The organism is Paraburkholderia phymatum (assembly GCF_038900715.1).
GTDB lineage: Bacteria > Pseudomonadota > Gammaproteobacteria > Burkholderiales > Burkholderiaceae > Paraburkholderia > Paraburkholderia phymatum_A.
This window is the reverse complement of record NZ_JAYMRZ010000010.1, coordinates 23,705-48,278: the sequence shown is the minus strand read 5'-3', so window position 1 is coordinate 48,278 and position 24,574 is coordinate 23,705. Positions and strand designations below refer to the sequence as shown.

20 protein-coding genes are annotated in these 24,574 nt (G+C 63.9%); 6 read left to right on the top strand and 14 right to left on the bottom strand.

The features are described 5' to 3' along the window. Nucleotides 1–48 precede the first annotated feature (48 nt). The 3 genes from VSR68_RS19280 to VSR68_RS19270 form a co-directional block, all read right to left on the bottom strand. Complete coding sequence (locus VSR68_RS19280; protein ID WP_342941358.1) at nt 49–1,491, bottom strand: aldehyde dehydrogenase family protein; 1,443 nt, start codon at nt 1,489–1,491, stop codon at nt 49–51. A gap of 21 nt (nt 1,492–1,512) precedes the next feature. Then, nucleotides 1,513–2,721 (bottom strand): fumarylacetoacetate hydrolase family protein, encoded by a 1,209-nt coding sequence (locus VSR68_RS19275; protein ID WP_342941357.1) that lies wholly within the window; start codon nt 2,719–2,721, stop codon nt 1,513–1,515. Nucleotides 2,722–2,811: 90 nt separating this feature from the next. Next, a complete protein-coding gene (locus tag VSR68_RS19270; protein ID WP_342941356.1) occupies nt 2,812–4,596 on the bottom strand; it encodes an IlvD/Edd family dehydratase in 1,785 nt (594 codons plus the stop codon). A 483-nt stretch (nt 4,597–5,079) separates the two neighbouring features. On the opposite strand from VSR68_RS19270, the gene VSR68_RS19265 reads away from it, so the two are divergent. Continuing rightward, nucleotides 5,080–6,432, top strand: coding sequence for an MFS transporter (locus VSR68_RS19265; protein WP_342941355.1), 1,353 nt, complete (start codon nt 5,080–5,082; stop codon nt 6,430–6,432). Between the two features lie 302 nt (nt 6,433–6,734). Here VSR68_RS19265 and VSR68_RS19260 read toward each other — a convergent pair whose 3' ends face one another. From VSR68_RS19260 to gltA, 7 genes are all read right to left on the bottom strand, one after another. Further along, the gene (locus VSR68_RS19260) at nt 6,735–7,094 is read right to left on the bottom strand and encodes a hypothetical protein (protein WP_342941354.1); all 360 of its coding nucleotides are present in this window, start codon (nt 7,092–7,094) and stop codon (nt 6,735–6,737) included. A 153-nt stretch (nt 7,095–7,247) separates the two neighbouring features. Further along, entirely contained in the window at nt 7,248–7,592 is a 345-nt protein-coding gene (locus VSR68_RS19255; protein ID WP_342941353.1) for a hypothetical protein, read from the bottom strand. Between the two features lie 207 nt (nt 7,593–7,799). Beyond that, nucleotides 7,800–8,639, bottom strand: a complete 840-nt coding sequence (locus VSR68_RS19250) for a tetratricopeptide repeat protein (protein WP_342941352.1) — start codon at nt 8,637–8,639, stop codon at nt 7,800–7,802. Continuing rightward, nucleotides 8,636–9,598, bottom strand: coding sequence for a Ku protein (locus VSR68_RS19245; protein ID WP_342941351.1), 963 nt, complete (start codon nt 9,596–9,598; stop codon nt 8,636–8,638). The genes VSR68_RS19250 and VSR68_RS19245 overlap by 4 nt, the downstream gene beginning before the upstream one ends. Before the next feature lie 147 nt (nt 9,599–9,745). Continuing rightward, nucleotides 9,746–10,486 (bottom strand): YukJ family protein, encoded by a 741-nt coding sequence (locus VSR68_RS19240; protein WP_342941350.1) that lies wholly within the window; start codon nt 10,484–10,486, stop codon nt 9,746–9,748. A 37-nt stretch (nt 10,487–10,523) separates the two neighbouring features. Further along, a complete protein-coding gene (locus VSR68_RS19235; RefSeq protein ID WP_342941349.1) occupies nt 10,524–12,803 on the bottom strand; it encodes an amylo-alpha-1,6-glucosidase in 2,280 nt (759 codons plus the stop codon). Between the two features lie 393 nt (nt 12,804–13,196). After that, a complete protein-coding gene (gene gltA, locus VSR68_RS19230) occupies nt 13,197–14,498 on the bottom strand; it encodes a citrate synthase (RefSeq protein WP_342941348.1) in 1,302 nt (433 codons plus the stop codon). A gap of 369 nt (nt 14,499–14,867) precedes the next feature. On the opposite strand from gltA, the gene VSR68_RS19225 reads away from it, so the two are divergent. Further along, nucleotides 14,868–15,269 carry a hypothetical protein gene (locus tag VSR68_RS19225; protein ID WP_342941347.1) on the top strand — a complete coding sequence of 134 codons (402 nt, stop codon included), beginning with the start codon at nt 14,868–14,870 and terminating at the stop codon, nt 15,267–15,269. Nucleotides 15,270–15,282: 13 nt separating this feature from the next. Here VSR68_RS19225 and VSR68_RS19220 read toward each other — a convergent pair whose 3' ends face one another. From VSR68_RS19220 to VSR68_RS19210, 3 genes are all read right to left on the bottom strand, one after another. Then, nucleotides 15,283–16,065 (bottom strand): alpha/beta hydrolase, encoded by a 783-nt coding sequence (locus tag VSR68_RS19220; protein WP_342941559.1) that lies wholly within the window; start codon nt 16,063–16,065, stop codon nt 15,283–15,285. Nucleotides 16,066–16,329: 264 nt separating this feature from the next. Continuing rightward, a complete protein-coding gene (locus VSR68_RS19215; RefSeq protein WP_342941346.1) occupies nt 16,330–17,382 on the bottom strand; it encodes a rod shape-determining protein in 1,053 nt (350 codons plus the stop codon). A gap of 216 nt (nt 17,383–17,598) precedes the next feature. Continuing rightward, nucleotides 17,599–18,258 (bottom strand): alpha/beta hydrolase, encoded by a 660-nt coding sequence (locus VSR68_RS19210; RefSeq protein ID WP_342941345.1) that lies wholly within the window; start codon nt 18,256–18,258, stop codon nt 17,599–17,601. 457 nt (nt 18,259–18,715) lie between these two features. Here VSR68_RS19210 and VSR68_RS19205 point away from each other — a divergent pair, with 457 nt between their 5' ends. After that, a complete protein-coding gene (locus VSR68_RS19205; RefSeq protein WP_342941344.1) occupies nt 18,716–20,338 on the top strand; it encodes a DHA2 family efflux MFS transporter permease subunit in 1,623 nt (540 codons plus the stop codon). A gap of 176 nt (nt 20,339–20,514) precedes the next feature. On the opposite strand, the gene VSR68_RS19200 is transcribed toward VSR68_RS19205, so the two are convergent. Further along, nucleotides 20,515–21,273: a helix-turn-helix transcriptional regulator gene (locus tag VSR68_RS19200; protein WP_342941343.1), complete on the bottom strand. Its 759-nt coding sequence runs from the start codon at nt 21,271–21,273 to the stop codon at nt 20,515–20,517. Nucleotides 21,274–21,487: 214 nt separating this feature from the next. On the opposite strand from VSR68_RS19200, the gene VSR68_RS19195 reads away from it, so the two are divergent. From VSR68_RS19195 to VSR68_RS19185, 3 genes are read left to right on the top strand one after another with little or no spacing between them, the layout of a single operon-like run. Further along, nucleotides 21,488–22,291, top strand: a complete 804-nt coding sequence (locus VSR68_RS19195) for a PadR family transcriptional regulator (RefSeq protein ID WP_342941342.1) — start codon at nt 21,488–21,490, stop codon at nt 22,289–22,291. A 33-nt stretch (nt 22,292–22,324) separates the two neighbouring features. Then, the gene (locus tag VSR68_RS19190) at nt 22,325–23,221 is read left to right on the top strand and encodes a siderophore-interacting protein (protein WP_342941341.1); all 897 of its coding nucleotides are present in this window, start codon (nt 22,325–22,327) and stop codon (nt 23,219–23,221) included. Nucleotides 23,222–23,248: 27 nt separating this feature from the next. Further along, on the top strand, nt 23,249–24,565 hold the full coding sequence (locus VSR68_RS19185; RefSeq protein ID WP_342941340.1) for an MFS transporter: 1,317 nt from the start codon (nt 23,249–23,251) through the stop codon (nt 24,563–24,565). The last annotated feature ends 9 nt before the right edge of the window (nt 24,566–24,574 follow it).

Sequence of the window (24,574 nt, the reverse complement as noted above, 5' to 3'; positions counted from 1 at the left end):
TAGCGCTCCCCTCGACCTGCTACTGACCTTCGTCTCTCGCCCCTGGCGTCAGACCGCGCCCGGATTGATGTACGAAGTCTTGACGATCGTATAGAACTCGCGCGCATAGCTGCCCTGCTCGCGAGGACCATAGCTCGACCCTTTGCGGCCGCCAAAAGGCACGTGATAGTCGACGCCAGCCGTTGCCGTGTTCACCATGACCATGCCCGCCTGGACGTGTCGACGGAAGTGGGTCGCAAGGCTCAGCGAAGTCGTGCAGATGCCCGCCGACAAGCCGAACTCCGTGTCGTTCGCCACCGCGAGCGCCTCGTGATAGTCCTTGACCTTGATGACGGACGCGACAGGCCCGAACACCTCTTCGCGATTGATGCGCATCGCGGCCGCTGTATTCGTCACCAGTGCGGGAGCAAGAAAATAGCCGCGCGTGGACGCTTCGACACGTTCGCCGCCGAACACATCTCCGCCCTCTTCGCGTGCAATCGCGATGTAGCGCTCATCCTGCTGGAGCTGCTTGTCGTCGACGACGGGCCCGATATGCGTTCCGTCAGCCAGTGCGTCGCCGACTTTCAGCGTCTTCATGCGCGCCTTCATTGCTTCGACGAAGCGATCGTGAATGCCTTCCGTCACGATGAGCCGGCTCGATGCCGTACACCGCTGTCCCGTCGAAAAGAACGCACCGTTGATGCATGCGTCAACGGCAACATCGAGATCCGCGTCATCGACCACGACCATCGGATTCTTGCCGCCCATCTCCAGCTGAAACTTCTTGCCCGTCGCAAAGCACTTTGCGCCGATCGCACGGCCCGTCGCCACCGAACCGGTGAAGCTGACGGCGTCGACGTCCGGCGAGTTGACGATCGCTTCGCCGACCACCGAGCCGCGGCCCATCACCAGATTGATGACGCCTGCGGGCGCGCCGGCTTCGGCGATGATCTTCACCAGCTCCCACGTGCTCGCCGGCACGAGGTCCGCAGGCTTGATGACGACCGTGTTGCCATACGCGAGCGCGGGTGCGATCTTCCATGCGGGAATGGCAATCGGGAAGTTCCAGGGCGTAATGAGGCCGATGACACCAAGCGGCTCACGCGTCATCTCGACGGTCATTCCCGGCCGCACGGAAGGCACCGTCTCGCCGCCGATACGCAGCGCTTCTCCCGCAAAGAACTTGAAGATCTGCGCTGCCCGTCCGACTTCGCCAATTGCTTCGAGCAGCGTCTTGCCTTCTTCGCGTGCAAGCAATCGGCCCAGCTCCGCCTTGCGCGCAAGGATGACGCTGCCGACCTGGTCGAGCAGATCGAAGCGTTGCTGGGGCGTCGACAGCGACCAGCGCGCAAAGGCCTCGCGTGCGGCGGCGATCGCGTCGCGCGTCTGCGCATCGTCTGCCTGCGCGAATTCGCCGATGACGTCGTCGAGATTGGAGGGGTTGACGTTGACAGACGTGGCGGCGCCGCGCACCCATCTGCCGTCGATATAGTTGTCGAACTGGTTCATGTTTGTCTTCCTGATTCAGCGTTATCGATGGTCGGCACGCGCGATCGCCTGGAGCAATCCGCGCGAGACGAGGTTGCGATAGAGCGCGCGCACGCCGAAGGTCCAAGGCGCGATCTCAGTGCTCAACTGCACCGTATTGATCAACGCGCCGAGTTGCGGCGTCGAGATCGTGACCTTGTCGCCGAGATGATGCGTGAAGCCGCCGCCTTGCGTGTCGCGGTCCTTGATCGGCGAGAACATCGTGCCGAGAAACAGCATGAAGCCGTCGGGATACTGATGATGGCGTCCGCATGTCTGCGCGACGAGATCGGCCGGATCGCGGCTGATCTCGCTCATATGGCTGACGCCATCGAGAAGAAAGCCGTCATCCGCGCCCTCGACACGCAGCGACACGCTGGCCTTGCGCACCGAGTCGAGATCGAACGATTCGTCGAACAGACGCACGAACGGGCCAATCGCACACGACGCGTTGTTGTCCTTGCACTTGCCGAGCAGCAAGGCCGACCGGCCTTCGATGTCGCGCAGATTGACGTCGTTGCCGAGCGTCGCGCCGGCAATCTCGCCACGGCTGTTGACTGCGAGAACGATCTCGGGCTCGGGGTTATTCCAGTTCGACGCAGGCAGCAATCCGATGTCCGCGCCGAAGCCGACGGCCGACATCGGCTGCGACTTCGAGAACACTTCGGCATCGGGCCCGATGCCCACTTCCATGTACTGGGACCATGCGCCGCGCCGCTCGAGTTCCGCCTTGAGCTTCATCGCCGCGTCAGAGCCCGGCTTGATTTTCGACAGATCCGTGCCGATCGTCGCGGCGATCGTTTCGCGGACGTCTTGCGCTTTTGCCGGATCGCCGCCCGACTGCTCTTCGATGACGCGCTCGATGAGGCTCACCGCAAACGTGACCCCGCATGCCTTGATCGCCTGCACGTCGTTGGGTGCGAGCAGCCGCAGTGCGGGTTCTTCCGTACCGTGCAGAAGATTGGCTTCGATCAGCTTGTCGACGGAGCCTAGCGACTCGCCGCTCACGGTACGCGCGAATTGAACGATGTCGTCGCGATCGAACAGGTCCGCCGTTGTCGGAACGCTAGCTGTGATATCGAGCACTTCGCCGTTGCGAACGAGCACGACGGAAGGCCCTTCGTGCGCCCCCGCTTTACGCCATACGCGGCCGACGAGCAGCGCCCGCTGAATGTCATCGGGAAGATACGCCGATGCGGATGATGAGGTCATGGTGCGGAATGTCTCCAGTTCGTTTCTATGGGCCGCTGATTCGATAAGGGCTGGCATGGGCATGAACGCATCGAGCCAGCCGCATCCCGTTCAATGCGAGTGCCGCGGGTTGCCGCGCTCGGCAATGACTTTCAGATAAAGGGTCGCGGGCTCGAGGCAGCCGCCCGTCGACAGTTGCCCCACAGTCTGCCGATACAACGCCTGCCAGGGCGTCTGCGCCTGCGGAATCTCGAAGCTCGCGCTTGCGCGGCGCCGCTCGAGTTCTTCTTCGTCGACGAGCACGTCGACGCTGCGCGCATTCAGATCGACGCGAATACGGTCGCCCGTTTGCAGCAGCGCAAGGCCGCCGCCCACCGCCGCTTCGGGCGACATGTTGAGGATCGACGGACTCGCCGATGTCCCGCTCTGCCGGCCGTCGCCCATCGTCGGCAGTGACGTGATGCCTTTGCGCACCAGTTCCGCGGGCGGCGCCATGTTGACGACTTCCGCGCTGCCCGGATAGCCGACCGTGCCCGCACCGCGAATCACGAGAATGCAATGCTGGTCGATGTTCAGCGACGGATCGTTGATGCGCGCGTGATAGTCCTCGGGACCATCGAACACAATGGCGCGCGCCTCGAACGTGTTCTGCGCGCCGGGCTCGCTCAAATAGGTTTGCCTGAATGCATCGCCGACCACCGACATCTTCATGATCGCGCTATCGAAGAAGTTGCCCGACAGCACCATGAATCCCGCTCCATGCTTGAGCGGTTCGTCCGTGCTCTTGATGACGTCGCGGTCCGGCTCGGGCGTGCCGTCTGCGATCGCGCCGATCGTGCGGCCCGACACCGTCAGGCACTCGCGATGCACGAGCCCCGCGCGGTCGAGTTCGCGCAGCACGGCAGGCACGCCGCCCGCCCGATGGAAGCTCTCGCCCAGATACTCGCCGGCCGGCATGCAATTGACGATGAGCGGCACCTGCTCGCCGACGCGTTGCCAGTCGTCGAGGCTCAGCTCGACGCCCATGTGCCGCGCGATTGCAATCAGGTGCGGCGGACAGTTGGTGGACGCACCCAGCGCCGACGCAACGACGATCGCGTTCTCGAATGCCTCTTTCGTCATGACTTGCGATGGGCGCACGTCTTCGCGCACGAGATCGACGATGCGCTTGCCCGTCGCGTACGCCATCTGGCCTCGCTCACGATAGGCGGCGGGAATGCTCGCGCAGCCGGGCAACGACATGCCGAGCGCTTCCGCGAGACTGTTCATCGACAGCGCCGTGCCCATCGTATTGCAGTGGCCGATGGAAGGCGACGATGCCGTCGTGAGTTCCATGAAGCCTTCGTAATCGATCTCACCCGCTGCAAGGAGATTGCGCGCATGCCAGATCACCGTGCCCGAGCCGACACGCTTGCCGTGATGCCAGCCGTCCAGCATCGGCCCGCCTGACAACACGATCGCGGGCATGTCGACCGTCGCGGCGGCCATCAGACACGCGGGCGTGGTCTTGTCGCAACCCGTCGTCAGGACGACGCCGTCGAGCGGAAATCCATGCAGGATTTCAACGAGACCGAGATACGCAAGATTGCGGTCGAGCGCGGCCGTGGGCCGGCGGCTCTGCTCGGCGAGCGGATGAACAGGAAACTCCATCGGAATGCCGCCCGCGTCGCGAATGCCCGCCTTGGTCCGCGCGGCGAGTTCGATGTGGTGCCGGTTGCAGGGCGCGAGGTCGCTGCCCGTCTGCGCGATGCCGATGATGGGACGGCCCGACTGCAACTCCTCGCGCGTGAGGCCATAGTTCATGAAGCGCTCGACATAGAGCGCGGTCATGTCGGCATGGGCCGGATCATCGAACCATTCCTGGCTGCGCAGGCGCCGTGTGTTGGGCTGGGTCATTGCGTTGTACTCCATTGTTCGATGTGCTGGCGATGTGTCGGTCACTATCGCCTTGTATTACGGACCGCGCCGACGCCCGTCGGGTGGCACCGCGCGTGTCTCCTTGCCGTCGGATTCACATGTTTGTTATCGGTAACATCTTTCGATATTATCACGCCGTGCCGGGTCGGTGCACCTCGTCTAGCTTACGCGCTCTCATGAGAAATACCCGTGTGATGCCGCGTGCGACGGGCGTTACAGTCACATGCCACACAGATGTCATCCACCACCTCGGTAGATTCCCCTGGCTTGCTCTGCGATGCCTCCTCGTGCTAACTTCGTTACCGATAACATTTTCGCGCACCGATAATTGCGATTCGAGATGTTACCGGTAACTACGATTCGAGGCGCGATTTGCCGCGCCGGCAATCCACCACGCAATACAGTGAGCGGGCTCCCTTTCGAACGGGACCGCGCACGGCATATGCAAAAGGAGACAACCCTATGCCCACCGTTACTCAGGCCGCGGCTTCACCCGTCGCTGTCGATGAGACTGAAGAACTGCTTTACCGCAAGGTACTGAAGCGTATCTTGCCGTTGCTGCTTCTGTGCTACGTCGTCGCCTACCTGGATCGCGTCAATGTCGGCTTTGCAAAATTGCAGATGCTCGACTCGCTCGGACTGAGCGACGGCGTCTATGCCGTCGGTGCAAGCATCTTCTTCTGGGGATACTTCTTCTTCGAGATGCCGAGCAACCTGCTTCTTCACCGCTATGGAGCGCGTTTCTGGATCGCTCGCATCATGGTGACATGGGGTATCGTTTCGTCGTCGCTCGCCTTCATTTCGCCGCTGGCGAGCTTCTTCCACGTCGAGACCTCGACGATGTTCTATATCCTTCGCTTCCTGCTGGGCGTCTGCGAGGCTGGCTTCTTCCCGGGCATCATCCTCTACATGAACTACTGGTTCCCGGCCCGCCGTCAAAGCATCGCGATGTCGGGGTTCCTCATTGCCATTCCCGTGAGCCTGACGCTGGGCGGCATCGTTTCCGGATGGCTGATGGAGAACACACACGGTGTGTTCGGCCTGGGCGGTTGGCAATGGATGCTTCTGCTCGAAGGCATTCCTTCGATCCTCGTTGCATTCGTGGTGCTGTTCCGGATGGGCGACGGCATTCAATCGGCGAAATGGCTGACTGCTTCCGAAAAGGCCCTGTTGCAAAGAAATATCGAACAGGAAAGCGCGAAAAAGACACATAGCGTTGCAGCGGCGCTCAAGAGCCCGCGCGTGTGGCTGCTAACTTTCATCCTGTTGACGTTCAACACCGGCTTCTATGGCCTCGCGTTCTGGCTGCCGTCGATCATCAAGGCGTCGGGCGTGAAAAGCACTTTTAACATCGGCTTGCTGACGGCCATTCCGTATCTCAGCGCAGTGGTCGCGATGATCTGGAATGCGGCGCACTCGCGCAAGACGGGCGAGCGTCGGATGCACGCGGCGATTCCCGCGTGCATCGGCGGCGTCGGCCTGATTCTGAGCGCGCTCTTCGCGAACAACGTGCCGCTGTCGATTCTGTTCCTGACGATCGCGACCTGCGCGATCCTCGGCCTGATGCCGATTTACTGGACCTTCCCCGGGCAGATTCTCTCGGGCACGGCGGCAGCGGCAGGCATCGCGCTGATCAACTCCGTCGGCAACCTGTCGGGCTTTACCGGCTCGATGATTACGAGCGTGGCGAAAGACCTGACGGGCAACATCAACAACGGCACGTATGCGCTTGGCGCCTGCCTGCTCGTCAGTTGCGTGCTGATTCTGTCTATTCCGAAGAGCATGCTGAACAGAGAACCGGCTGAGCGCGGATAAATACTTTCGTCACTGCTGCACCAGTACCGCTGCCTGACAAAGCCCGCCTCTCTGGCGGGCTTTGTCGTTGGTGAATCGATTGCACTGGCAGGCAATACGCGTTGCGCTAACGTGCAATCTTTCTATGCAGCACAGCGGTATCGTTGTCTCACCCATAAACCGCTGAATGTTCTCTGCGTTCAGCGCATTCAGGAGACGACGATGGAAATCGAGCTCCTGTCGTTTCCATTGCGCCGCGAGCCTGTTGGGTTTGCGCGCGTGGACCACCGCGAATCAGCGCGACTTGAATCCAGAACCGCAATTCAAAACCGCGAGTGACATTCGAACGTGAGTTCCGTCTCATGTTCTTCGAGTGCCCGCACACCCTTCGAAGACTCGGAAACGACGCTGAGCATCTGCCCGCGTTGCTGACAGAAATCTGTCGCGCTCTGCATGACAGCCTTGTGCGATCTCGCCCACGCGACGCTGCCGCCAGCGGCCGTCGCGTGAAGGGAATATCGTCCCGGGTTGGCCGCTTCCGTGACGACTGGACTCGAAGTGGAGCAGGCCTGCATCAGCAACGGCGCGATGGCGAACAGGACCGCCCATTTCACGAGCCTCGTTGCCGCCATGGTCAGCCCGTGCATGGTCAGGCAGGCGCGCCACGGTTGTGCCTCATTCATTCCGATATCGTTCACAACAACCTCTACACTGGGCTCCCGTCGCGCGCGCCCGATGCGGCGCCGCAAATGTGTCGAGTATGAACGGTGGACGTCTTGCGATCAGCTATCGGTATTGCAATGCTGTGTTTGAAAAACGGTATCGACGCTGGTCGATCAGAGCGCTTCCTGGCACAGCGACATCATTCGCTGCACCATCGTGCTCGCCTCGTTCAATTCCATTTCGCTCGTGAAGAGCGCGTTCACGCTGGAAAGACGCACGGCAATACCCGCGTCGAGCAGGTCCTCGCTTGCGATTTTCAGCGCGAGTTGCCCGATCCTGACCCGATCGAGCCAGTGCATCTTCACATCGTTCTTCCTCAGCCAGCGACGACAGCATTCGACGACATGATCGACACGCCATTCCTGTGTAAGCGCATGTGAAGCCGCCGCAATCGCGACAAGGAAGCAAAGCAGTTCCGGACGCGCACTGTCCGCGTCGTTGAATTCGGGTTTCAGCATGGGTTGTGGACCTCTATTCCTGTCTTCACTACGTGCGTACCGTTGCACCGAAATCAACCCGTGCGCATGGCGAACAAGAGAGCCCGCGCAGGCGTTTCTCGCACACTGGTTCTGCGTGCGTAAGCGGAAAGTCTACGCCTTTTTGGACGCTCGCCAATCGACAATCAACTGAACGGACGTGCTCAAAGATTGGCGCAGACAGGCGCGCTAGTTGGTCAACCGCCGATACGCATTCAGATGCCGCAGCAAGCCCTGCTGATCGCCGAGACCGTCGAGAAGAATGGCGAGATTGTGGTGCGCATCCGCGTAAGACGGATCGAGTTCGAGACAACGCTCGTAGCTTCGCCCGGCATCCGCGAGCCGATCCAGTCCCTCTAGCGCCACCGCGCGATTGAAATGCAGCACGGCGTCTTCGGGGAAATGAGACAGCGCGTCGTCGAATACGCGCAGCGCGTCTTCGCAGCGCGCTTCGCTTTCGCACAGCAGCGCGCCGAGATCGACGTACGCGGCATAAAACGGTTCCGGCGAAAGCGCTATCGCCTTTCTATACGCCTGCTCCGCGCCTTTCGCATCCGATGTCATCAATTGGCCCGCGAGGCCGTACCACTCGTCGGCTTCGCGCGCGGCGTCCTGCGGTTGCGGCGACGATTCCAGAAACACGACGTCGCCCTTGATCTGCGCCACTTCGAAGTCGAGCAGGTGCTGGCCCGTTATCGCGTCCCATTGCGACGGCCCCGTCCGCACGACGATCTCGTTGCCGACGGCCGTGACGCGAATGCCCGACAGCGGCAACGCGTCCGGCAGCTCGGACCTGAGGCGCTGCAACGCCTGCACGATCTTGCGCGGAGGAATATTCGATGCGCGCAACTGAAGCGCCGTCCTCAGCAGCACGACATCCTGAAACGTGAAGCGCAGCGCGTTGCGCGGCCCGCGCGTCGGCGTCACGAAGCCCGCGTCGACGAGTCCCGAGACGACTCGCCGCGACACGCCCAGCATCGATTCCAGCTCGCGCATCGACAGGCTATGCGCCGCATCTGCTCTCGTCACTTGCGCGCCCGAACCTTGGTGGGCACTTCGGCTGCGGGTGCTTTCGCCGCGCGCGCGGCAGGCTTGCGCGTTCTCGGCGCGGCGGCGATGTCGGTCACGGGCTCAGCGGCCTTGCGCTTTTGCGGGCTCGCGGACTGGCTCTCAGACGGACTCGCCGACGCGGCAGCGGCCTTGGTTCTCGTCCCGCCTTTCAGGCTCGCGCGCAATGCTTCCATCAGGTCGATCACTTCGCCGCCCGGCTCGGGCACATCCGCGCGCTCGGCGGAGACGACCTGCTGGCCTTCGATCTTCCTGTCGATGGCCGCGAGGATGCGCTTTTTCTCCTCGTCCTCGTATGCACTCGCGTCGTAGTGGTCCTCGGCGCCCTGCTCGATGATCTGCATCGCGAGCTTCAGTTCGGACGCGCTGACGCTCACGTGCTCGATGTTCAGGTCCTTCAGCGAGCGCACTTCGTCCGCGAACAGCAGTTGCTGGAACACGAGGCCGTCTTCGGCGGGCCGCACCTGGACGATGCGCGTCTTGCCCTTGAACGCCCACTTCGCCAGCGCGCAGCGGCCGCTCTCCGCGAGCGCCTGTTGCAACAGGCTATAGGGCTTGCCGCCGCGCTTGTCGGGCGCGATGTAATACGCCTTGTCGTAGTAGACGGGATCGACCGACTTCTCCGGAATGAAGGCCACGATCTCGACGACGTGGCTCGCGCTTTCTTCGAGCGCCTTCAGTTCGTCGGCGGTGAAGACGACGAAGCGGTCCTTCTCGAACTCGTAGCCCTTCTTCATCGACGAGCGCTCGACGACGGCGCCTGTCGTCTCCGAGATGTATTGCTGCTTCACGCGGGAACCGTCGGGCGCGAGCATATTGAAGCGCACGTCCGACCCGCTTTCGGTCGCGGAATAGAGCCGCACAGGAATCGACACGAGGCCGAACGAGAGGGACAACGATGCAATCGAGCGTGCCGCCATGAGCTTCTCCCGTGGGCTGCTGCGCTGGCCGGCACTCGTCGGATGAAACCGGCACAAGCGCGAAGCCGCCCCTGAAATTACGCTGAACGCGTTTGCAAGCTTAGCACTGTGTCAGTATCGTGCAGCGATGGGCACGTCGGCGTGCCGTTAGCCGAGAATCGGATGCGACGTGCCGGGGATCGGCCAGCCCCGGTTGTCGGTCGGCACGAGCTGCGTCTGGAACGCGACGAAGAGCGCCTGAAACCGCTCATCCACTTCGACCAGCACTGCGCCGTCCTGGAAGGTCCCGTTCTCCGACGTATGGTCCCTCACGTGGCTGCCCGGCTGCGGCTTCGGATTGCCCTGATTCATGTGCGTTTCGTGCAAGCCGTCCTGCTCCGGCTCGAACAGAAAGCCGAAGCCGTACACGCTGACATTCTTCGTCGGCCTCCAGCCGCGCCGTTTATCGCTGCCGCTCTTGCTCCGATACACATAGTCGACGGGCGCCGCCGACATATCGAGCTGCAACATCCCGTTGACGAGCGCGTTGATGTCGTTGTGCTCGCTCTGCGTATCGAGCGTGATCGGGCGCATCGTCGTGAGATCGACGAGGCGCGTGTCGTGCACGTAGTCCAGCTTCGGAAATGCCGTCTGCGTGAGGCCGAGTGGCAGCTTCGCGAGATCGGCGATCATCGGATGATCGAAATACTGATTCCACGCGTAGAGCACGTGGTATCCGGCGGGACCCGTGAGCGAACTATCGGACTTCACATTGGTGACGATCTCGAAGTCGCCCCCTTTCGTGTCATCGACCACGATCACATAGTGCGGGTCGCCTTTGTAGCCGTCGAGAAAGGGCACGCCCAGTTTCAGCGCGCCCTTGAACACGACGTAGACGTTTTGCGGCATGCTCACGCTCCGTCGAAGAAGGTTGAAAGGCAGCGGCTTACAACAGCGCGATCACCCGCACGTCCCCCTGCTCCGCCGACGCCACGACCTTGCCCGCGACGCGCCGGAACGTGATCGACACCGACGAATCGCCGACGCGCAGATCGCTGATCTCGATCCAGTCGATGCCTTCGGGCAGCATCGGCTGCTCGATCAGCACTTCGCGCCGCGCCGCGTCGATCGTCACGCCCAGGCACGCTTCGAGCATCATGAACGGCGAACCGGCTGCCCACGCTTGCGGCAGACACGCGACGGGGTATGCCGTCGGCGGCTCGCCACGGCGGCGCGGAAAGCCGCAGAACAGCTCCGGCAGCCGCATGTCGAAATTGACGGCCGCCTGAAAGAGCGCCTGCAACAGACGCACGGCGGCCGCCTTGTTGCCGTAGCGCGCGAGGCCACGCGCACAGATTGCGTTGTCGTGCGGCCAGACCGAGCCGTTGTGATACGCCATCGGATTGAAGCGCGGCTGGCCCGCCGCCAATGTGCGCACGCCCCAGCCCGTATGAAAGAGCGCCGACTCCAGCGCACGCGCCACCGCTTCGCCGCGCTCGCGCGACGGCAAGCCGAACGCAAGCAGATGCCCCGCATTCGACGCGAGCACGCGGCACAGATCGCCCTTGCCGTCGAGCGCGATGCCGTAGAAGTTCGTGTCGTCCATCCAGTACTTGTCTTCGACGCACGCGCGTATGGCCATTGCGCGCTCCAAATAGCGCTTGGCCTCCTCGGCCTGGCCGCGCAGCGTCGCGAAGTGCGCCATCGTGTCGAACGCGGCGCTCGCATAGGCCTGCACTTCGACGAGCGCGATGGGCCCGTCGGGATAGCGTCCGTCCGCGTGAAAGACGGAATCGTGGCTGTCCTTCCAGCCCTGGTTCGCAAGGCCGCTGTCCGACGCGCGCTGATAATCGAGCAGCCCGTAGCGGTTGCGGTCGCACACGGCCGCGACCCACTTCGTCGCGCGTTCGAGCGCCGGCCACAGTTCGTCGACGAGCGTCGTGTCGCCCGTGCGTGCAACGTACGCGCCCGCGAGCACGATGAACAGCGGCGTCGTGTCGACACCGCCGTAGTACAGCGCGAACGGCACCTCGCCCGTCGCCGCCATTTCGCTGCGGCGCATTTCGTGCATGATCTTGCCGACGGCGGCATCGCGGAACGCAGAGTCCTCCTTCGCCTGATGCTCGGCGAGAAAGCGCAGCACGCCGCGCGCGAGAGCCGGCTGCAGCCACAGCGTCTGCAACGACGTGATGACGGCGTCGCGCCCGAACGGCGTCGAGAACCACGGAATGCCCGCATACGGATACGGCCCCGTCGCGAGATCCGTCGTCAGCAGATTGAGGTCCGCCTGCGAGCGGTCGATCCATGCGTTGAAAAGCGGATTGCTCGAGCGCACGCGCGCCGATGCGCGGCGCCGCTCGCGCATCACCAGGTGCGCATCGACGAGCGCCGCGCGCACGGCCGAGCGGCCCACGCGCGGCCGCGCCGCATCGATCTGCGACACGTGAAGCTCGGTGACGGTATGCGTCGATTGCGGCACGTTGACGTCGGGCGCGCCCTTGTGCGCCTCGACCTGCACGGCCACCGACAGATAGATCGACACGCATGCCTGCGCCGGCAGATTCACCGAGTAATCGGCTCGGCCCGCGAGCAGCTTGTCGGGCATCGGCGAAAACGCGACGCGCACGCGGCGCGCGACGTCGTCGAGACCCACATAGCCGAGCAACACTTCGTTCTTGTGCACGCGCGGCGTTTCGATCGTGCCTCCACGGTCGCGCTTCAGGCCGCGCACTTCGAACATGTCGCGAAAGTCGCCCGCGAACGAAATGGACAGCGGCACGACGGCATCCGTCGTGCCGTAATTGGTCAGCTCGATCGCTTCGTTCATCACCGTGCCCGACAGCACGCGCACGCGTTCGACGTGAATCACGCCTTCCGGCGTGCTGGCGCCGCCGAGCGGCGGCAGTGGACGGTTGGTCAGATGCGCGGTGAATGACGTGTTGTCGCTGCTGACGCTGCCCGACAGCAGCGACGGCGCGCGGCCGCCGAATGTCAAACGCAACTGCGACAGCACGCGGGTATCGTTGACGAACAGGCCGTCGTCGTGCCCCGTGACATCGCCGAGCGGATCGTTGACGATGAACGTGCCGCCCGACTTCAGCACATGCTGCGTCGCGGCGGCGACGTTCAGATTTTCCGGCGCGATGAACGCGCTGTCGGGGTCGTCGCCGCGATACTCCACGCCGCCCTGATGGGTCAGTCCGCCGAGTGCTTCTGGATCCTGCATCAGCATGCTCCTGTGCTAGTGGCTTCGTTCCGATTGTAGAGGGTTCGCGCAATTAGGACAGAGGATAGCGCGGCGGGTGCCCCGATCCTCATGATTTTTTCGTGTAATGCGCGAAGCGTGAGTCGAGCGGCGCACATGGCACGGGTCGTGCTGTCGATGCGTGAAATGGCTCGATGCGCCGGCATGCGTTCACCGTGCGCGGGACGAACGCAAAGGAATTGATTCGCCATCCTGCCGATATCTGCAGATATCGAATGCAGTGCCCGAATGAAAACAGGCGCCGTTTCCCTCTTGCGGAAACGGCGCCTGCGCTTTCAGACGATGCCGCGGATAGCGGCGTTCAAAAGCAAGCTTCGATAACTGACGGACGCGTAACAGCGGCTTAACGGCGACTTAACGGCGTGCGATCGGCTTCGCGTCACGCGGCGTCTCGCCGACGAAGAGCTGCCGCGGACGGCCGATCTTCTGCTCGGGATCGGCGATCATTTCGTTCCACTGCGCAATCCAGCCGACCGTACGCGCCAATGCAAAGATGCACGTGAACATCGCAGTCGGGATGCCCAGCGCGCGCTGCACGATGCCCGAATAGAAATCGACGTTCGGGTACAGCTTGCGCGACACGAAGTACTCGTCTTCCAGCGCGATCTTTTCCAGTGCCATTGCGAGCTTGAACAGCGGGTCGTCGTGCAGGCCCAGTTCGTTCAGCACTTCGTGGCACGTTTCGCGCATCAGCTTCGCGCGCGGATCGTAGTTCTTGTACACGCGGTGGCCGAAGCCCATCAGCTTCACGCCCGAGTTCTTGTCCTTGACCTGCTCGATGAACTCAGGAATGTTGTCGACGGAGCCGATCTCTTCCAGCATGTTGAGCGCGGCTTCGTTCGCGCCGCCGTGCGCCGGGCCCCACAGACAGGCGATACCGGCCGCGATACACGCAAACGGATTCGCGCCCGACGAACCGGCCAGACGCACCGTCGACGTCGACGCGTTCTGCTCGTGGTCTGCATGCAGGATCAGGATGCGGTCCAGCGCGCGCACCAGCACGTCGTTGACCTTGTACTCTTCGGCCGGGTTCGAGAACATCATCTGCATGAAGTTCGCGCTATACGACAGGTCGTTGCGCGGATACACGAACGGCTGGCCGATCGTGTACTTGTACACCATCGCGACCAGCGTCGGCAGCTTCGCGATCATGCGGATCGCGGAAACATCGCGATGTGTCGGGTCGTTGATGTCGAGCGAGTCGTGATAGAACGCCGACAGCGCGCCGACTGCGGCGACGAGAATCGCCATCGGGTGCGCATCGCGGCGAAAGCCACGAAAGAAAAAGTGCATCTGCTCGTGAACCATCGTGTGCTTCGTGACGGTGTCCTCGAACTCTTTCTTTTGCTGCGCATTCGGCAATTCGCCTTTCAGCAGCAGGTAGCACGTTTCCAGAAAGTCCGCATTCTGCGCGAGGTCGTCGATCGGATAGCCGCGATACAGCAGCTCGCCCTTGTCGCCGTCGATATACGTAATCGCCGAATTGCACGACGCCGTCGACATGAAGCCCGGATCGTAAGTGAACTTGCCCGTCTGTCCGTAGAGCTTGCGAATATCGATTACATCGGGACCCATCGATCCTTTATAAACCGGCAGTTCGATTTTCTCGTCGCTATTCGAAAACGACAGCAAGGCTTTGGTCGTTGATACGTTCATCTGGGATTCCTTTCGACTTTGCATTCCTGAGACATTGCGAAGCCGGCGATCACGCGCATTCGCGCCTCCGGCAGCCGTGTGCATTCTACGGCCCGCATGCCGTTTGATTGCATCGCTCTCGCGCAACAATCAATCTCGTACCAAGCAATACTCGACGATGGAATAAAGGCTCTCCGCCGACAGACAAATGAAAGAGAGAGCGCTCAATGCAACAATGTTTTGCTCCGGCACGTGGCGCCAAACGCAATTGCGTCTGAGATACTGGATTTGTGTTGAGCTTCCCCTGCAAAACACAATGCTGTCTTTGACCCGCCGCGAGATCCACTGAGCGGCGGGTCTCTTTTAAAGTCAGACACAGGAATGCACACAATGAACATGAACATCGACACGCTCTTTCCCGCGACAGAAGAAACGGACGATATCGTCGTCACGGCGCTGAATCATCAGGACATCGTGCTCGCGCTATCGGCGGCACTCGCCTCGGAAAAGGTCGCGGTTCTGCACATGCTCTATCCGCGCACGGACGCGCGCACGCACCGCAGCCTCGACGAACTCGTCGACCGTCTGCACGGGCATGGCCTGCATCAGGTCGCGCGTCTCGTCTCGCAGGAAGCGCATTACCTCGTGTTCAAGGAGCCGGTGAAGGCGTGGAAGGCGTTCAACGAGATCCGTCACGACTCGCTCGCGATCGGCGTGCATCTGTACTATCGCGGCTTCGTCGGTGAAGCGGCCGAGCGCGCGCTCGATGTCGATGCGCACACGAAAGACTGACCAGTCAGAAACTTCAACGCGCGGACTGAACGAACGCGTCGACGAAACGGTTGAAGGCGGCAGGATGCGCGAGATTCATTCCGTGCGAAGCGCCCATCACCGTTTCGCGGCGCGCGTCGCGCAGCCATGAAGCGAGCGTTTCGGCCGTGCGTCGGAACATCAACGGGCTCTTCTCACCGTCGATCAGCAGCACGGGACACTTCACGTCCATTGCATCGTCGGGCGTATAGGCGGGCAGCGGATCGCGAAACTGGCGCGCGAGCGTGTGCGCATTGTCGGTCGCCATGCGCCGGAAATCCGGCGTGCTCTTCGACCAGAAGCCCGGACGGCTGACGGAATCGACGAAGAGTTGCAGCCCCGCATCGACCTGGCCTTCTTCGATCAAGTGCGCGGCACGCGCCCGCAACGCATTGACCGTCTCCGGCAGGCTCGCGGGCGCACGGTCGCCGATCTGCAGCGGCCCGCCCGGATCGGCGAGCGTCAGCGTCTTCACATGGCGCGCATGACGGCGCGCGAAGTGATACGCGACACAGCCGCCGCGCGAATGCCCGACGACATGCGCCGCGCCTGCGCCGAACCGCTCGACGAACTGCGCGACTTCATCGGCGTGACTGCTCCAGCTGAACGGAATCGCGGCGGGCGTATCGGCGGCGGGCCAGTAGTGCGTGAGACTCACGGACACGCATCGGTAGCGCTTGGACAAGCCGGCGAGCTGCGCGTCCCAGTAACGGTAATCGCACAGCGAGCCATGCACGAAGAGCAGCAGCTCGCCCTCGCCCTGCTCGACATAAGGCATGCGCAAGCCGTTGGGCAAGTCGACGAAATGCGGCGATGATGCGGAAATTGGAGTCACTGAAAGAGGCCAATGAAAAAGGCGCGCGGTCGACGACACGCGCGCCATAAAGCCTCATTGTCACACAGCGCTTTCGCGCGCGTTTGCCGCTGGCGGATACGTCGCGGGAAACGCGTGGAAGCGGTCTTTGAAGCGGTCTTCGAAGCTGCCTTTAAAGCGCCCTTTGAAGTGCTTTAAAGCGCCACAAAAGAATGTCAAACGATTGCGTCAGTCGTACGCCGACATTTCGACCAGTCCTGCGCTAGCCGCCGCGCCTGCGCCGCGCACGGCGCACGTCAGCGGTTCGTCGGCGACGCGCACGTCGATGTGCAGTTCGTTGCTGAAGTAGCGCGCGAGATTGCCGAGCAGCGCACCGCCGCCCGTCAGCACGATGCCCGCGTCCGCGATATCGGTGACGAGCTCGGGCGGCGCGTTTTCCAGCGCGGCCTTCACGGCCCCCAGCACCTGACGCAGCGGCGCGGCGATCGCATCGACGACATCCTGCGTCGACAACTCGACCGTGCGCGGCAAGCCGTCGTCGATGCCGCGTCCCGTCGCGCGCATCGTGTCGGGCGGCACGATCGCGAGCGCCGAGCCGATCGTCTTCTTCACGTGCTCGGCCGTCTGCTCGCCGAGCAGCACATGGAAGTTGTTGCGCACGTGCTTGATGATCGCCGCGTCGAACTGGTCGCCGCCGACGCGGATCGAGCCCGTGTACGCGGCGCCGCCCAGCGCGATCACACCTATCTCAGTCGTGCCGCCGCCGATATCGACGACCATCGAGCCCGTCGCCGACGACACCGGCAAGCCCGCGCCCACGGCCGACGCGAGCGACTCGTCGATGAGGTTCACCTTGCGTGCGCCGGCCGCCGCCGCCGCCTCGCGGATCGCGCGGCGCTCGACCTGCGTCGCGCCGGACGGCACGCAGAGCGTGAACGACGCGCGCCGCGCGAAGAACGGCCGCGGACGCGCCATGCCGACGAACTGCCGGATCATGTGTTCCGCCGCCGGGAAATTGGCGATCACGCCAGCTCGCATCGGTCGCACCGCTTCGAGATTGACAGGCGTGCGCCCGAGCATCTGCCTGGCCTCGTCACCGACCAGGGCGACGCGCTTGCGCCCCGCCGCCGACTCGTGCTTGTCGAAGCACACCACCGACGGCTGATTGAGCACGATGCCGCCGTCGTCGGTATAGATCAGCGTGTTGGCCGTGCCGAGATCGACCGCCACGGAGTCGCTGAACAGGCGTCCAAAAACCGATTGCGCATGCGATCTGGCCATAGTCAGGCTCTTTTAAAAGTGTTGAGCTGCCGAGGCGGCAGCGAAAATGTCACACCGCGAACGCGCGGTGCGGCAGTGCGTCGGAAAGTCTTTCCGGCCCTTAAACGCATATCGGCAGATACGTGGCGAACTTTAGGAATATTGACTCACGATATCGCGCGGCCGCGTGAGCGGCCGTATCGACGAAGCTCGTGTGTGCCTGCGATGAAGGCGTTTTCAGGTCCGCGCGAGCGGCGTCAGCGCGCGCGCCAGCGCTTCGCGACCCAACTCGACGCCGTCCCCGGAAATCGTATGGCCGACACCCGGCAGCGCGAATGCTTCGACATCGAAGCCCGCGTCCGTCAGCGCGATTGCAGCGCGCTCGGTTTCCTGCACGGGTATGACTTCGTCGTCTTCGCCGTGGATCAGCGTGACGGGCGTGGCGCTGAGCGTCGTGACGGGCGACGCGAGCCGCCCTGAAAACGCGACCACGACAGCCGCGCCCTGCCGATTCGTCGCCACGTGATGCAGCGACATCATCGAGCCTTGCGAAAAGCCCACGAGCGCAAGCTGGTTGTAACCGAGGCCCCAATGCGCGAGTTCGGCGTCGAGCATCTTTTGCAGCGCGGGCCATGCAAGCGCGATGCGCCCCGGACGGTTGCTTTCATCGACGTCGCGCAGACTGAACCACTGACGCCCGCCGAAGCCGCCGTCGAACGGCTCGCTGCCGTCGAGCGATGCGAACGCCGCTTGCGGCAGCGCCGCACGCCAGAAATCCGCGAGCGGAACGAGGTCCTGAGCATTGCTGCCGACGCCGTGCAGCAGCACGACCAGCGCCGTCGCCGGTCCATCGGCGGGCGCGAGCCGCCAGCCGTTGTCGAATCTTTCCCAGGCCATCGCCTTCATCCTTTTGTCTTGCGCGCTGTGCACCGCTGGCCCTTCCGCTGCAGTGTCACGCGCAGGCGGGAGCATACGCCGCACGTCGCGATCTGGCGCACGTTTCGCGCGCGTTTCGTGCAAAGCGTATGTGGCGCCCAACAACTGACATCGACGGGCGACGCGGCACTGGACAACGCATTTCTGTTCCGCTCCGCGCAACGCGCAAAGTGCGGACCTGTACATGCTTGCAAAGTGTGGACCCGAGGCGGGAACCAGAGAGCCATCGCGACAACGCGCAGCCTCGCCGCGATGGCGCGATGAATCCCGCCCGGCTGTGCAATCGGCGGGTGCCGATTGCCGCGTGCGACTATCATCGGCATGAAGGGCCGTCAGCCACCCGTCAGCCACCCATCAGCCACTGACGACAACGCCGCGCCGCGCGACGGCTTGCGCGTGTTCACCGCCGGAGATCCGCTTGAGCGAACCGAACGATCCGAACCGACCGAACCCATCGAACGACCCACCTTCCCCACCGAAGCCAGCCGCGCCGCCGCCAGGACCGCCCGCTCCGCCGCCGCTGCATGGCGGGCAGCTCGCGCTCGCGACCTTCGCCGTTGCGCTCGCGACGTTCATGAACGTGCTGGACACTTCGATCGCCAACGTTGCGATTCCAACGATCTCCGGCAATCTGGGCGTTTCCGTCGACGAAGGCACATGGGTCATCACGGTGTTCGCTGCATCGAACGCCGTGTCGATTCCGCTGACGGGCTGGTTCACGCAGCGCTTCGGGCAGATCAGGCTGTTCGTCGGCGCGATTCTCGGCTTCGTGATTGCGTCGTGGCTGTGCGGCGTCGCGCCGTCGCTGCCCATTCTGCTGCTCGCTCGCGTGTTTCAGGGAGCCGTGGCCGGTCCGCTGATTCCGCTGTCGCAGGCGATTCTGCTGAACTCGTGGCCCAAGGAAAAGTCGTCGAGCGCACTCTCGCTGTGGGCGATGACGGCGACCGTCGGCCCGATCGCGGGCCCGGCGCTCGGCGGCTGGATCACCGACAGCTACTCGTGGTCGTGGATCTTCTACATCAACATTCCCGTCGGCATCTTCGCGGCGGGCGTCACGTGGATGATCTACCGCACGCGCGAAACGCCGACGCGCAAGCTGCCCATCGATGTCGTCGGCCTCGGCCTGCTGATCACATGGGTCGCGTCGCTGCAAATCATGCTCGACAAGGGCAAGGATCTGGACTGGTTCAGCTCGCCCGTGATCGTCGCGCTCGCGGTCACGGCGCTGATCAGCTTCTCGTTCTTCCTCGTGTGGGAGCTGACGGAGCCGAATCCCGTCGTCGATCTGCGGCTCTTCATGCAGCGCAATTTCCTCGGCGGGACGATCGCGATTTCCGTCGCGTATGCGGTGTTCTTCGGCAATCTCGTGCTGCTGCCGCAATGGATGCAGGAGTATCTGAACTACCGCTCCGTCGACGCCGGGCTCGTGACCGCGCCGCTCGGCATCTTCGCGGTGTTCCTCGCGCCCGTGATGGGGCGCGTGCTGCCGCGCTCGGACGCGCGCATCATCGCGACGCTCGCGTTCGTCGGCTTCGCGATCGTGTTCTTCATGCGCTCGAAGTACGTGATCGAGATCGACACGTGGCACCTGGTGCTGCCGACGCTGCTGCAAGGCATCCCGATGGCGATGTTCTTCGTGCCGCTGACGGCCATCATTCTCGCCGGCCAGCCGGGTCCGAAAGTGCCGGCGGCGGCGGGCCTGTCGAATTTCGTGCGCGTGTTTTGCGGCGCGGTGGGCACGTCGATCGCGGGCACGGCCTGGAACAATCGCACGATCCTGCATCACGAGCGGCTGACCGAGCAGGCCAACGCGAACAACCCGCTGTTCGCGCAGCAGATCGACGCGACGCAGACGCTGCTGCACGTGAGCCCGTCGACGTCGAATGCGATGTTCGATTTCACGGTGAACACGCAGGCCGCGATGATGGGGCTCAACGACATCTTCTATGCGTCGGCGATCATCTTCGTGCTGATCATTCCCCTCATCTGGATCACGCGGCCAGCGCGGGGCGGCGGCGGGGACGCGTCGGGTGCGCATTGAGCGTGGGTTGGGCGTTCGTTGGTCGGGCGTTGGGCGTGCATTGGGCGTGCGCTGGCCGTGCATCGGCCTTCGCATTGCGCGAGCAATCAGCCCACGTTAGCGAAGCATTAACCCAGCAATGAAAGCGGATTGAACGCAGATGCAAAAGCGCTCGCCCACGAAGCGCCTTCGCGCGTTCAGCGAAAAAAACGCGCGGGCGTTTCTCCAAGCGAGTCCCTGAACACGGCGATGAACGACGAAACATCGCTGTAGCCGACCGCGAGCGCAACCTGCGTGACGCTCGCGCCCGCGCCCAGACGCGAGAGCGCCGTCAACAGGCGCAACTGCTGACGCCACTGGCCGAACGTCAGCCCCGTTTCCTTCGTGAAGAGACGCGCCGCCGTGCGCGCGGTAATGGCGGCCGCATCGGCGAAATCGTCGAGCACGCCGGGCCTGCCGGGATCGGCCGCGAGCGTATCGGCGATGAGACGCGCGCGCGGGTCGCGCGGATAGACCAGCGAAAGCGGCGCAACATGCGCGAGACGCGGCAGACGGTCGGCGATCACGGCCATCAGGCGGGACTCTTCGTCGTCCGCGGGCGCGTGCGGGTCGAACGCCGACGCCGCGCCGAGCAATTCGTCCACCAGCCGGTCGACAGCCACCACGCGACAGCGCGCAGGCACAGACGGCGCGCCCGCGTCGACGTGCAGGACACGCAGCACGACGGGCGCCGCCGAAGACATCCGGTGCAACACGTGCGGCAGCATCCAGACGGCGTGACGCGGCGGCGCAACCCACAGGCCGCCTTCCGTATGCACGCTCAGAACGCCTTGCGCGACATGGACGAACTGCGCGCGGCGCTGTGTCCGCCACGGCTGATCGAGCGCACGATGACGCGCGCCCAGCACGAAGGCCGTCCGCGCGACAGAGTCGGGATCGATGGAAGCATCGCTCATCTGACTGTCCGTTTTGCCCGGTCAGCAACCGAAACCGACCAAGACTAGCATGCGCGATCCGCGGATGCCCGATCCCGGTGCAACGCCGCCCCTAGCGCAGTTACGGCGGCAGTCACGGCAGCAGTCACGTCGGTAGCCAACCCAAAATTAAACTTGACGGACTATCTTTCGATATATATCTTTAGATACATCTTACGACACTCGGAGGTGAACTATGCGTCATCACCATTCGCGCTTTTCACGCGAGTTCTCCCGCGACGCCGCATTCGGCCGTGATCCTTCGTTCTTCCACATCCACGAGCGCATTCACGCGTTCTGGCACGCGATCGGCCGCCATCGCGGCGGCGGCCGTCATGGCGGACCGTTCGGCGGCGGTCCTATGGGTGGTGGATTCGGCGGCGGATTCGGCGGCGGTCCATTCGGCGGGGGCGGCGGATTTGGAGGAGACGGCGACGGCTTTCCGCGCGGCCGCAAGTTCACGTCCGACGACCTGCAACTGCTGCTGCTCGCGCTGATCGACGAACAGCCGCGCCACGGCTACGAGCTGATCAAGGCGCTCGAAGCGCGCTCGAACGGCTTTTATGCGCCGAGTCCCGGCATGGTCTACCCCGCGCTGACGTATCTGGAAGAACTCGGCTATGTGACGGTGCAGATCGAAGGCAACCGCAAGCGCTACTCGCTCGCCGACGCGGGCCGCGAATACCTCGCCGCGAACCGCGAGCGCGCCGAACTGATGCTCGCGAAGCTCGCGCACATCGCCCGCAAGATGGACTCGGTGCGCCGCGCGTTCGCGGGCGAACCTGGCGAAGCAGGCGACGATGCGCCCGGCGGCTGGCTGCCCGAACTTACCGCGGCGCGCCGCGCGCTGAAAAACGCGCTGCTGCTGCGCGACAACGCATCGCCGGACGAGCAGCGGCGCATCGCGGCGATTCTCGCGCGCGCCACGGCCGAAATCGAAAGCAAGCCCCGCGAGAACGGCCGCACGTCGCCCGACACCGGTAACGGCGCCCCAGCCTGAACGGTTCGGCCGAACCTCTGGAGAGCACAACCTATGCAAGCAACCCGATCCGATCTGACGGTGACGCGCGTGCGTCATCCGCTGAAATTCCGTCTGCTGCAAGTGAAGCGCGTCGAGACCGTCACGCCGCATCTGATCCGCGTCACGCTGACGGGCGACGATCTGCACGACTTCGCGTCCGCCTCGTTCGACGATCACGTGAAGGTGTTCTTCCCCGCTCCCGGCGAAGAAAAGCCCGCCATACCCGAAGCAGGCCCCGACGGCCCCGTTTTTCCGGCGGGCCAGCCGCGCCCCGTCGCGCGCGACTTCACGCCGAAGCGCTTTGACCGCGACGCGCGCGAGCTCGAACTCGAATTCGCGCTGCACGAAGCGGGACCCGCGACCGAATGGGCGACGCAGGCGAAGGCCGGGCAGTATCTGGGCGTCGGCGGGCCGCGTGGCTCGTTCGTCGTGCCGACCGGCTTCGACTGGCATCTGCTGATCGGCGACGATACGGCGCTGCCCGCGATCGGCCGGCGGCTCGCGGAATTGCCGCACGGCTCGCGCGTCGCGGCCGTGATCGAAGTCGCCGATGCGTCGGCGCGCGTCGAATTCGACACGGCGGCCGATCTGTATATCGAATGGCGCTATCGCAGCGAAGCCGCGTATTGTGAAAACGGCGGTGGCAACGGCGGTGGCAACGGCGGTGGCAACAGCGGTGACAACGGCGGTGGCAACAGCAACAGCAGTGGCAGCGCCCTGCTGCAAGCCGTGCGCGAAACGTTCCTGCCCGACGGCGACGGCTACGTGTGGGCCGCCGGCGAAGCAGCGACGATGCGCGCGATCCGCTCTCACCTCGTCAACGAGCGGGGCGTCGACAAGTCGCGGATTCGCGCGTCGGCGTACTGGAAAAAGGGCGAGCCGGCCGTCCACGAAAATCTCGATGACTGACACAACGCGTCTACCCGGAGCCTCTGGATGCGCCCGCTGAACGAATCAAACCAACCAGGCCAACGGGACGAACCCGACGGTCTCGACAAACGACGCGAGCGGCGCCTGCTGTGGCTGCTCGCGCTCACGCAATTCACGATCATCATGGACTTCATGGTGATGATGCCGCTCGGCCCGCAAATCATGCACGCGTTCCAGATTTCGCCCGCGCGCTTCGCGACGGCCGTATCGGCGTACTCGTGGTGCTCGGGGCTGTCGGGCCTCTTCGCCGCGACGTATATCGACCGCTTCGACCGGCGGCGTCTGCTGCTCGCGATCTATGCGCTGTTCGCGCTGTCGAACCTGGGCTGCGCGCTCGCGCCGAACTATCCGCTGCTGCTCGCGGCACGCGCGTTCGCGGGCATCACGGGCGGCGTGCTGGGCTCGGTCGTGATGGCGATCGTCGGCGACGTGATTCCCGTCTCGCGTCGGGGCGCCGCGACGGGCACGATCATGACGGCGTTCTCGCTCGCGGCGATCGCGGGCGTGCCCGCCGGCGTGATGCTCGGTGCGCACTTCGGCTGGGCTGCGCCGTTCGTGCTGCTGGTCGCGCTGTCGTGCGCGATCTGGCTCGGCGGTCTGCGGATCGTGCCGTCGCTGACCGCGCATCTGCGGCAGCAGCGCGCGCCGCTCGCGCAGGTGCTGCCCGATCTGTGGCGGCTCTTTGCGAATGCGCGTCACCTGAATGCGTTCGCGCTGACGTTCGTCGTGATGGTCGCGCACATGCTCGTGATCCCGTTCATCGCGCCGACGCTCGTCGCGAATCACGGCATCGCGCCCGCGAATCTGTCGTGGCTGTACATGGCGGGCGGCGCGGCGACGTTCTTCACGTCGCGCCGCGTCGGGCAGCTCGCGGATCACTACAGCAAGAAGCAGGTGTTCCGCATTGCCGCGCTGCTGTCGGTGCTGCCCGTGCTGTTCATCACGCATTTGCCCGACGTGCCGTTCTACGCGATGGTGCTGTTCTTCCCGTTCTTCATGGTCGCGATGTCGTCGCGGATGGTGCCGATGCAGGCGCTGCTCACGACCGTGCCCGCGCCGCAGACGCGCGGCGCCTTCCTGAGCGCGAACAGCGCCGTGCAGGCGATGGGCACGGGCTGCGGCGCGTGGTTCGGCGGCTTGCTGCTGTCGACGGACGCGCACGGACATATCGCCGGTTATGGCACGGTCGGATGGCTCGCGACAGCGGGCGCCGTGTTCGCGTGCGCGTGGATCGGACGTGTGAAGAGCGCGCGGGACAGCAAGGATGCGGCCGGCGTCGAGGCAGCGCCCGCCGCAGGCGCGGAGGTGATCGGCGAGGCGTGAGCCCCGCGG

Excerpts from the sequence above, each read along its gene's own strand:
- VSR68_RS19280 (WP_342941358.1), bottom strand. The coding sequence starts at position 1,491 with ATGAACCAGTTCGACAACTATATCGACGGCAGATGGGTGCGCGGCGCC.
- VSR68_RS19275 (WP_342941357.1), bottom strand. The coding sequence starts at position 2,721 with ATGACCTCATCATCCGCATCGGCGTATCTTCCCGATGACATTCAGCGG.
- VSR68_RS19270 (WP_342941356.1), bottom strand. The coding sequence starts at position 4,596 with ATGACCCAGCCCAACACACGGCGCCTGCGCAGCCAGGAATGGTTCGAT.
- VSR68_RS19265 (WP_342941355.1), top strand. The coding sequence starts at position 5,080 with ATGCCCACCGTTACTCAGGCCGCGGCTTCACCCGTCGCTGTCGATGAG.
- VSR68_RS19260 (WP_342941354.1), bottom strand. The coding sequence starts at position 7,094 with ATGAATGAGGCACAACCGTGGCGCGCCTGCCTGACCATGCACGGGCTG.
- VSR68_RS19255 (WP_342941353.1), bottom strand. The coding sequence starts at position 7,592 with ATGCTGAAACCCGAATTCAACGACGCGGACAGTGCGCGTCCGGAACTG.
- VSR68_RS19245 (WP_342941351.1), bottom strand. The coding sequence starts at position 9,598 with ATGGCGGCACGCTCGATTGCATCGTTGTCCCTCTCGTTCGGCCTCGTG.
- VSR68_RS19240 (WP_342941350.1), bottom strand. The coding sequence starts at position 10,486 with ATGCCGCAAAACGTCTACGTCGTGTTCAAGGGCGCGCTGAAACTGGGC.
- VSR68_RS19235 (WP_342941349.1), bottom strand. The coding sequence starts at position 12,803 with ATGCAGGATCCAGAAGCACTCGGCGGACTGACCCATCAGGGCGGCGTG.
- gltA (WP_342941348.1), bottom strand. The coding sequence starts at position 14,498 with ATGAACGTATCAACGACCAAAGCCTTGCTGTCGTTTTCGAATAGCGAC.
- VSR68_RS19225 (WP_342941347.1), top strand. The coding sequence starts at position 14,868 with ATGAACATGAACATCGACACGCTCTTTCCCGCGACAGAAGAAACGGAC.
- VSR68_RS19220 (WP_342941559.1), bottom strand. The coding sequence starts at position 16,065 with ATGCCTTATGTCGAGCAGGGCGAGGGCGAGCTGCTGCTCTTCGTGCAT.
- VSR68_RS19215 (WP_342941346.1), bottom strand. The coding sequence starts at position 17,382 with ATGGCCAGATCGCATGCGCAATCGGTTTTTGGACGCCTGTTCAGCGAC.
- VSR68_RS19210 (WP_342941345.1), bottom strand. The coding sequence starts at position 18,258 with ATGGCCTGGGAAAGATTCGACAACGGCTGGCGGCTCGCGCCCGCCGAT.
- VSR68_RS19200 (WP_342941343.1), bottom strand. The coding sequence starts at position 21,273 with ATGAGCGATGCTTCCATCGATCCCGACTCTGTCGCGCGGACGGCCTTC.
- VSR68_RS19195 (WP_342941342.1), top strand. The coding sequence starts at position 21,488 with ATGCGTCATCACCATTCGCGCTTTTCACGCGAGTTCTCCCGCGACGCC.
- VSR68_RS19190 (WP_342941341.1), top strand. The coding sequence starts at position 22,325 with ATGCAAGCAACCCGATCCGATCTGACGGTGACGCGCGTGCGTCATCCG.
- VSR68_RS19185 (WP_342941340.1), top strand. The coding sequence starts at position 23,249 with ATGCGCCCGCTGAACGAATCAAACCAACCAGGCCAACGGGACGAACCC.